This window comes from Actinocorallia lasiicapitis (genome assembly GCF_054778695.1).
Window position 1 is genome coordinate 1 of record NZ_BAAGZI010000330.1, and the last position, 6,693, is coordinate 6,693.

General features: G+C 69.8%; 6 protein-coding genes and 1 pseudogene. 3 read left to right on the plus strand and 4 right to left on the minus strand.

Annotated elements, in window-relative coordinates; translation table 11 throughout:
- Positions 1–208: 208 nt before the first annotated feature.
- On the minus strand, positions 209–859 hold the full coding sequence (locus ACYVE7_RS26470) for an HAD family hydrolase (RefSeq protein ID WP_460368237.1): 651 nt from the start codon (positions 857–859) through the stop codon (positions 209–211).
- Positions 860–1,008: 149 nt separating this feature from the next.
- Here ACYVE7_RS26470 and ACYVE7_RS26475 point away from each other — a divergent pair, with 149 nt between their 5' ends.
- Positions 1,009–2,136 (plus strand): hypothetical protein, encoded by a 1,128-nt coding sequence (locus ACYVE7_RS26475; RefSeq protein ID WP_460368246.1) that lies wholly within the window; start codon positions 1,009–1,011, stop codon positions 2,134–2,136.
- A gap of 141 nt (positions 2,137–2,277) precedes the next feature.
- Here ACYVE7_RS26475 and ACYVE7_RS26480 read toward each other — a convergent pair.
- Together ACYVE7_RS26480 and ACYVE7_RS26485 are read right to left on the minus strand one after the other, a co-directional pair.
- Positions 2,278–3,264 (minus strand): annotated as a pseudogene (locus ACYVE7_RS26480) (endonuclease/exonuclease/phosphatase family protein); the annotation flags it as partial.
- The gene (locus tag ACYVE7_RS26485) at positions 3,264–3,821 is read right to left on the minus strand and encodes a M15 family metallopeptidase (RefSeq protein WP_460368244.1); all 558 of its coding nucleotides are present in this window, start codon (positions 3,819–3,821) and stop codon (positions 3,264–3,266) included. The gene ACYVE7_RS26485 and the pseudogene ACYVE7_RS26480, both read right to left, overlap by 1 nt.
- 156 nt (positions 3,822–3,977) lie before the next feature.
- Here ACYVE7_RS26485 and ACYVE7_RS26490 point away from each other — a divergent pair, with 156 nt between their 5' ends.
- Positions 3,978–4,658 carry a response regulator transcription factor gene (locus ACYVE7_RS26490; RefSeq protein ID WP_460368238.1) on the plus strand — a complete coding sequence of 227 codons (681 nt, stop codon included), beginning with the start codon at positions 3,978–3,980 and terminating at the stop codon, positions 4,656–4,658.
- On the plus strand, positions 4,651–5,739 hold the full coding sequence (locus tag ACYVE7_RS26495; RefSeq protein ID WP_460368240.1) for a sensor histidine kinase: 1,089 nt from the start codon (positions 4,651–4,653) through the stop codon (positions 5,737–5,739). Before ACYVE7_RS26490 ends, ACYVE7_RS26495 begins: the two co-directional genes overlap by 8 nt.
- Here ACYVE7_RS26495 and ACYVE7_RS26500 read toward each other — a convergent pair.
- Positions 5,721–6,693, minus strand: a 973-nt coding sequence (locus ACYVE7_RS26500) for an allophanate hydrolase-related protein (protein ID WP_460368242.1), incomplete at its 5' end; no start/stop codon positions are given. The two genes, ACYVE7_RS26495 and ACYVE7_RS26500, sit on opposite strands and share 19 nt — an antisense overlap.

Here is a 6,693-nt window from a genome sequence, read left to right on the forward strand (position 1 = left end):
CACCCCCCCACCCGAACAACCCCAATAAGGGCGCGACGCCCGAGGACGTCACAAGAGGCCGACTCCACCGAACCAGCCGGAACCGGACGCCCTCAGCGAAGGCGCCGCGCTCAGCCGCCCACCTCGGACGTTTTCGCTTGTCAGAGGCCCAGGCGTCCGTGCGGGACCTCATGAAGGTGGCTTCCGCAACTCGGTCACACCGGATCCGTCAGAGTTGGTCGAGGAGTTCAGGAAGCAGGCGCATGTCGTCAAAGACGATCGTGGCGGGGCCTTCCAGCCACTGCGCCGGGGTCAACCCGCCCGCGTAGGCGAGGGCGCGCATACCTGCGGCGCGTGCGGCCTGGACGCCGAACCGGCTGTCTTCGACCACCACGCATCGGTCTGGTCGAACACCCATCTGTGTGGCGGCATGCAAGAACAGATCGGGCGCCGGTTTGCCGTGGACCACCTCGGACGCGCTGAAAATCCGTCCTTCGAACCGCTGATACAGCCCGGTACGGCCCAGCGTATGACGCATCTTCGCGTGGCTTCCACTCGAAGCCACGCAGGTCGGGAGCGTGATCGCGTCCAGCGCCTCAACGATGCCGTCGACTGCGGTCAACTCGGCGTCCACCGCTTCCGCGTGCAGCCGCTGGAAACGGCGCTCGACCTCGGCCGTCACCACCGATCCCAGCTGAGCCTCGATCAGCTCGTTGATCGACTTGGTGGAGCGCCCGACGAACCGCTCGGTCACCTCGGCCTCGCTCAACGGCCACCCCAGCTCCGAGAGCACGCCCGAATGCACCCGAACCGCGATGCGCTCACTGTCGACCAGCACGCCGTCACAGTCGAAAACCACCAACTCCACCGGATTGATCATCAAGCCAACGTATCCCGTCGCTCTCACGCCAGGCGATACAGCGTCCCGCTCCCTGTGATCTTCAGAGATACTGCAGGGCCCGCCCGTTCGGCTGGGCGGGGTGGATGGGAGTCGGCCTGTTGCGAATGTCGAAGATCACGGGTTGTGTCGTGCTGCTCGGGGCAGTCTTGTTGGGTGGCGGCTCGCCTGCGCTGGCGTCGCAGGACTGGCAGCTCGACAAGGTGCTGGAACCGAAGGTCAGCAAGGGCTTCTCGTCGTTCGACCGGGTTCTGGCCGTCGACGCGCGGCAGGCGTGGGCGTTCGGCAGCTCGGACGGCGCCGATTTCAAGGACCGGCCGACCAACGATCTGCTGGCCTACCGCTGGAACGGCGAGCGCTGGAGATCCACGCGCCTTCCTCGCCGGATGGGCAACCTCGTGGGGCCGGTCGCCGCGTCCGGTCCGCGCGATGTCTGGGCGGTCGGCCTGTTCAGGCTGCCCGAGGCGCCGTATCCGCCACGCGAGCAGCATCACGCCTCGACGCTCGCCCGATGGAACGGCAAAGCCTGGTCCGTGGTGCGGAGGTGGGAGGGGTACACGATCGGGTCGATGGCCGTCACCGGGCCCAAGGACGTGTGGCTGTTCGGTTCCCGGGTCGTGCAGGGGCGTTTCCGTGCGGTCGCCCTTCATTTCAACGGCAGATCGTGGAAGGAGAGCTCCGTTCCCCTGGTGCTGGGCTCGGTGGTGATGGGGGTCAAGGGACACCTGTGGGGCACCGGGTTGAAGGCCACCCCGACGTTCCCTGAGGGAGGCGGCCGCCTTCGCGCCGTCCGGTTCGATGGGAAGCGCTGGCGGGAAGTGCCGTTCCCTTCCTGTGAGAGGGGGCACGCGCAGATCACGCGAACGGCCGGGAAACCCATGGCCACGTGCAACCGCACGTCCAAGGAGAAGACGTCCGTCGGCTCCCTCATCATCTGGACCGGGACTCGATGGAAGGCCGAAACACCGCGCGAAGCGCGCGGTTGGATGCTCGGACAACCCGTCACGGTCGGCAAGAACGTCTGGATCGCCGGGCAGTCTGACCGGACCAGCGAGACCGCGCTCTTCCATCGCGACGCCGGCGGACGCTGGACCCGCACGGCCATCACACCCGACCCGCTGGACGGCCCCGAGACCCGCGTGCTCGAACCAGGCCATCTCGCGATCGTCCCGAAGGCCGAGGTGTTCCTCCGCGCAGGATCGATCGCCGACGGCGAGGCCAACCCGGTCGGCGCCATCGCGATCGCCCACTACCGGTAGCCATGCGAGAGAACCATGCTCGACGGCCTCGAGCAGCATGAACGCCGTGCCCAGGTTTTCCGCTTCCTGCTTCAGGGCGGATCCGAAGGCCAACTCACTTGCCAGCTGGCGCAGGACGGCAGCGGCGTCCAGCGGTGGCCACCAGGTGATTTTGGCTGCTATGGGGAGGTGGTCGCTGGGGGTGGCAGGGAGTAGCCAGGAGCGGGTCGGGGTTACGCCGCGGGTGAGGATGTGGTCGGCTCGGACGACGGGGAAGGTTGCCGGCCAGGTGAAGCCGAAGCCGGTGCCGGCGGCTTCCTGGGTTGGGCGGAGGTGGGCGGTGAGGGGGGTGAGGGCTCGGTCGGTGGTGGTGCCGTTCAGGTCGCCCAGCAGAACTACTCGTTGGTGTTCTTCGGTGGTGACGGCTCGGGTGAGGGCCTGGATGCCGATGTTGCGGGACGCCGTCCAGAAGCCGGCTCGGGGGTTGACGCGGACGGAGCCCAGGTGGGCGACGAAGGCGACCAGAGGGCCGGACGGGGCGGTGACCGTGGTGCGCAGCGCCCGGTTCGGGGCGGCTTTCCGCTCGGCCGTGATGGTGGCGGCCAGGGGGCCGTGGTTCATGACGTCGATCGGGTGGGTGTCCGACAAAGGGAACTTGCTCCACAGGCCGACCGTGCCCAGGACCGTGTGGTGGGGGTGGGTGGCCGCCAGTTCGTTCTCGTAGATGCCCGTGGTCTGGGGGGTGAGTTCCTCCAGGGCCAGGATGTCGGCGCCGGAGGCGGCGAGGGTGCGGGCGGTGGTGGTGGGGTCGGGGTTGGCGGCGCCGACGTTGTGGCTGACCAGGGTGAGGTCGCCGCCCGGGTGAGATTTGTCGAGGAGCAGGGCGCCGAAAAGGTGCATCCACACTGCGGTCGGCAGCAGCAGGGCGACGGCCGCGGCGGCGGAGCGGCGGTACAGGGCCCCGGCCAGGAGGACGGGGACGCCGAGACCGGACCAGGGCAGGAAGGTCTCGATCAGGCTGCCGAGGTTTCCTGGACGGTTCGGGATCTGCGCGTGCAGGAGCAGGAGCAGGCCCAGCAGCAGTGCCAGCGCCGTGAGCAGCGGGCCGCGCCGCCAAATCCCCGCGGTCTGGCCCCGCTCTCCGTCGATCACTTGCGCATCCTAGGGTCCTGGGTGGGGTCGGCGTACAGGCTCGGGCAGCCTTGAGAGATCGCCGTGGGACGGCGTTCGAAATGCCAGGGCTCATTCCGGTAGATCTGGCACAGGCCGTATTCGGCGCCGTGTCGCGACAGCCATGTCTCGGCGGCGGAAGGTCCGACGTCGACCGCTTTTCCTTGCACATGAAGGGACGTTTCCGCGGTCGCCACCCATCGGGCGGCCTCTTTCACGGATCCGTATTCGGCGACCGCTTCGCGAAGAAGGTGATTCTGGTAGGCCGGGGAACGCCAGCCGCTATTGACGGAGAACGTGACTCCGTCCTTCTCGGCGTCCGTCGCGGCCCGGCGGAGAGCGACACGGAGAGCGGGATCCAGCCTGGTCACGGCCGGAATCACCTCGTCGAAGACGGTGACGCCACCGGAGACGACACCGTCGGCCGCGCCGAGCGGACCACGCGTGAGCGGCACGCTGGGGCGGGACCATGACATGGCGGAGGAGGGCACGGAATTCTCCGATTGACGGCCGATGACGACGCCGATCGTCACCATCACGCCGACGCCGAGAATCCACCACGCCCTTCGGATTGTTCTCCGCTTCGAAGCCGATAGGTAGGACATACCGCCAGTCAAGGCAGCCCGCAGTTGCCAGGACGTATGAAGTTCTCAATATGCCGACGATATGCGCCGCCCCGTAGCATCGTTCCCATGCGTGTGCTGATCGTCGAGGACGAGCCTTTTCTCGCGGAAGCCGTCCGTGCCGGTCTCCGCTTGGAAGCGATCGCCGCCGACATCGCGGGCGACGGTGACACCGCTCTGGAACTGCTGAGCGTCAACAGCTACGACATCGCCGTCCTCGACCGTGACGTCCCCGGGCCGTCCGGTGACGAGATCGCCGCACAGATCGTCGCGTCCGGTAGCGGGATGCCGATCCTGATGCTGACGGCCGCCGACCGGCTCGACGACAAGGAGTCCGGGTTCGGGCTCGGCGCCGACGACTACCTGACCAAGCCGTTCGAGCTTCGGGAGCTGGTGCTCAGGCTGAGGGCCCTCGACCGCAGGCGCGCCCACAGCAGGCCGCCCGTCCGGGAGATCGCGGGGCTGCGGCTGGACCCGTTCCGCCGTGAGGTCTACCGTGACGGCCGCTACGTCCCGCTGACCAGGAAGCAGTTCGCCGTCCTCGAAGTCCTCGTCGCGGCCGAAGGCGGTGTGGTCAGCGCCGAGGAGCTTCTGGAGCGGGCGTGGGACGAGAACGCCGACCCGTTCACCAACGCCGTGCGGATCACGGTCTCGGCGCTGCGCAAACGGCTCGGCGAGCCCTGGGTGATCGCCACCGTGGCGGGTGTCGGCTACCGCATCGACACCCGTGCGGGCGGGGCGCGTGGATAGGGAGCCGGGGCTGAGCGTCCGCCTCAAACTCACCCTCAGCTACGCCGGGTTCCTCATGCTCGCCGGCGCGCTGCTGCTCGCCCTGATGTGGGTCTTCGTTCTGCGTCATCTGCCCGCCTACACGAGCGTCCCCGGCGGGGTGCTGGTCCGCTCGACGCTGCTGCACGACTTCGCGTCGGCCGCGGCCGCGGTGCTGTTCTTCCTGCTGCTGTTCGGGCTGGGCGGCGGGTGGATCCTCGCCGGCCGGATGCTCGCCCCCCTGGCCCGCATCACGGACGCCACCCGGCTGGCCACCAGCGGGTCGCTGTCCCACCGGATCCGGCTGCCGGGCAGCGGCGACGAGTTCCGGGAGCTCGCCGACGTCTTCGACGGGATGCTCGAACGGCTCGAGGCGCACGTCGCCGAGCAGCGGAGGTTCGCGGCCAACGCCTCCCACGAGCTGCGCACCCCGCTGGCGATCTCGAAGGCGCTGCTCGACGTGGCCCGCACCGACCCCTCGCACGACACCGCCGAACTCCTCGACCGTCTCCACACCGTCAACACCCGGGCGATCGACCTCACCGAGGCGCTGCTCCTGCTCAGCCGTGCCGACCAGCGGTCCTTCGGCCGCGAACCCGTCGATCTGTCGCTGCTGGCGGAGGAGGCGGCCGAGACGCTCCTGCCGCTCGCGGAGAGGCGCGGCGTCACCGTCGAGACTTCGGGCGACCTCGCCTTCACGGCGGGTTCACCGGCGCTGCTGCTGCAGCTGACCACGAACCTCGTGCACAACGCGATCCTCCACAACTTGCCCGCGCGGGGCCGTGTGCGGGTGATCACCGGGGTCCGCGCCAGGACCGTGACGCTCACCGTGGAGAACACCGGCGATGTCCTCGCCCCTGCGCTGGTCGCGAAACTCACCGAGCCCTTCCAGCGCGGCACGGAACGCCTCCACACCGATCAGGCGGGTGTCGGGCTGGGCCTGGCCATCGTCAAGACGATCACCCACGCGCACGACGGAACCCTCACCCTCACCCCGCGCCCCACCGGCGGGCTCCGCATCACCGTGGAGCTGCCCGGTGGAGGTCAGCGGGAGGCGAGGTAGGCGCGCCAGCCTCCGTGGGAGGTGATGTCGGGGGCGTCGGTGAGGGCTTCGGGCGCGCAGATGAAGCCGGTGACGGGGGTGCCGTCGGCCAGGTCGATGCGGCCCAGGCCGAGGGGGCGGGGGATGGAGGTGAGGAAGGAGCCCAGGGCGGACGGCGAGAGCTCCCAGACCTCCACCTGGATGGGGGCGCCGGATTCGGCGCGGATCAGGCCGGGTTTCGGGGGGATCGTCGGGAGCGCGTAGAGACGGTAGGTGGGGGCGGTCGTGGTGGTGGCGACGAGGCGCGCGCCACGGGACGTCAGCTCGTGGTTGAGGGGCTGGCCGGTGAGGTGGGCGCCGACGACGGCGACGCGCGCGGGCGGCACGATGTGGGAGGCGATCGCGGCGAGCCGGTCGTCGGTGTGGGCGGGGCCGACGAGCATCACCCCGAACGGGCGTCCGGCGACCGTGGCCGCCGGGACCGCGACCGACGCCATCCCGAACAGGTTCGTGGAGTTGGTGAAGCGGCCCAGCCGGGTGTTGGCGCCGATCGGGTCGGCGGCGACGTCGGCGAGGGTGGGGTGGCCGGGGGCCGTCGGCAGGAGGAGGGCGTCGGCGTCACCGAGGGCGGCGAACGCCTGGTCGCGCAGGTCGGTGAGGGTGTCGCGGTCGGCGAACAGCCGGTGGGCGGGGATCTTCTCGGCCGTCCGGATGATCCCTGCGACGGTCGGATCGAGGTCGGCTGCGCCCTTCGCGACGAACTCGCCGACGGCCGTGAACCGTTCGGCCACGAACGCGCCCTGGTAGAGGAGCTGTGCCGCTTCCAGGAACGGGGCCGGGTCGATCGGCAGGAGCGTCACGCCCTCGTGGCCGAGGGCGCGGGCCGTCGCGGTGAACGCCTCCGCCCAGCCTTCGTCGAGGGCGCCGAGGTCGGCGGTGTCGGGCACGGCGACCCGCCAGGGGCCCGGCACCCGC

Coding starts and splice junctions, on each gene's coding strand:
- ACYVE7_RS26470 (WP_460368237.1), bottom strand. CDS start 859: ATGATCAATCCGGTGGAGTTGGTGGTTTTCGACTGTGACGGCGTGCTG.
- ACYVE7_RS26485 (WP_460368244.1), bottom strand. CDS start 3,821: ATGGTGACGATCGGCGTCGTCATCGGCCGTCAATCGGAGAATTCCGTG.
- ACYVE7_RS26490 (WP_460368238.1), top strand. CDS start 3,978: ATGCGTGTGCTGATCGTCGAGGACGAGCCTTTTCTCGCGGAAGCCGTC.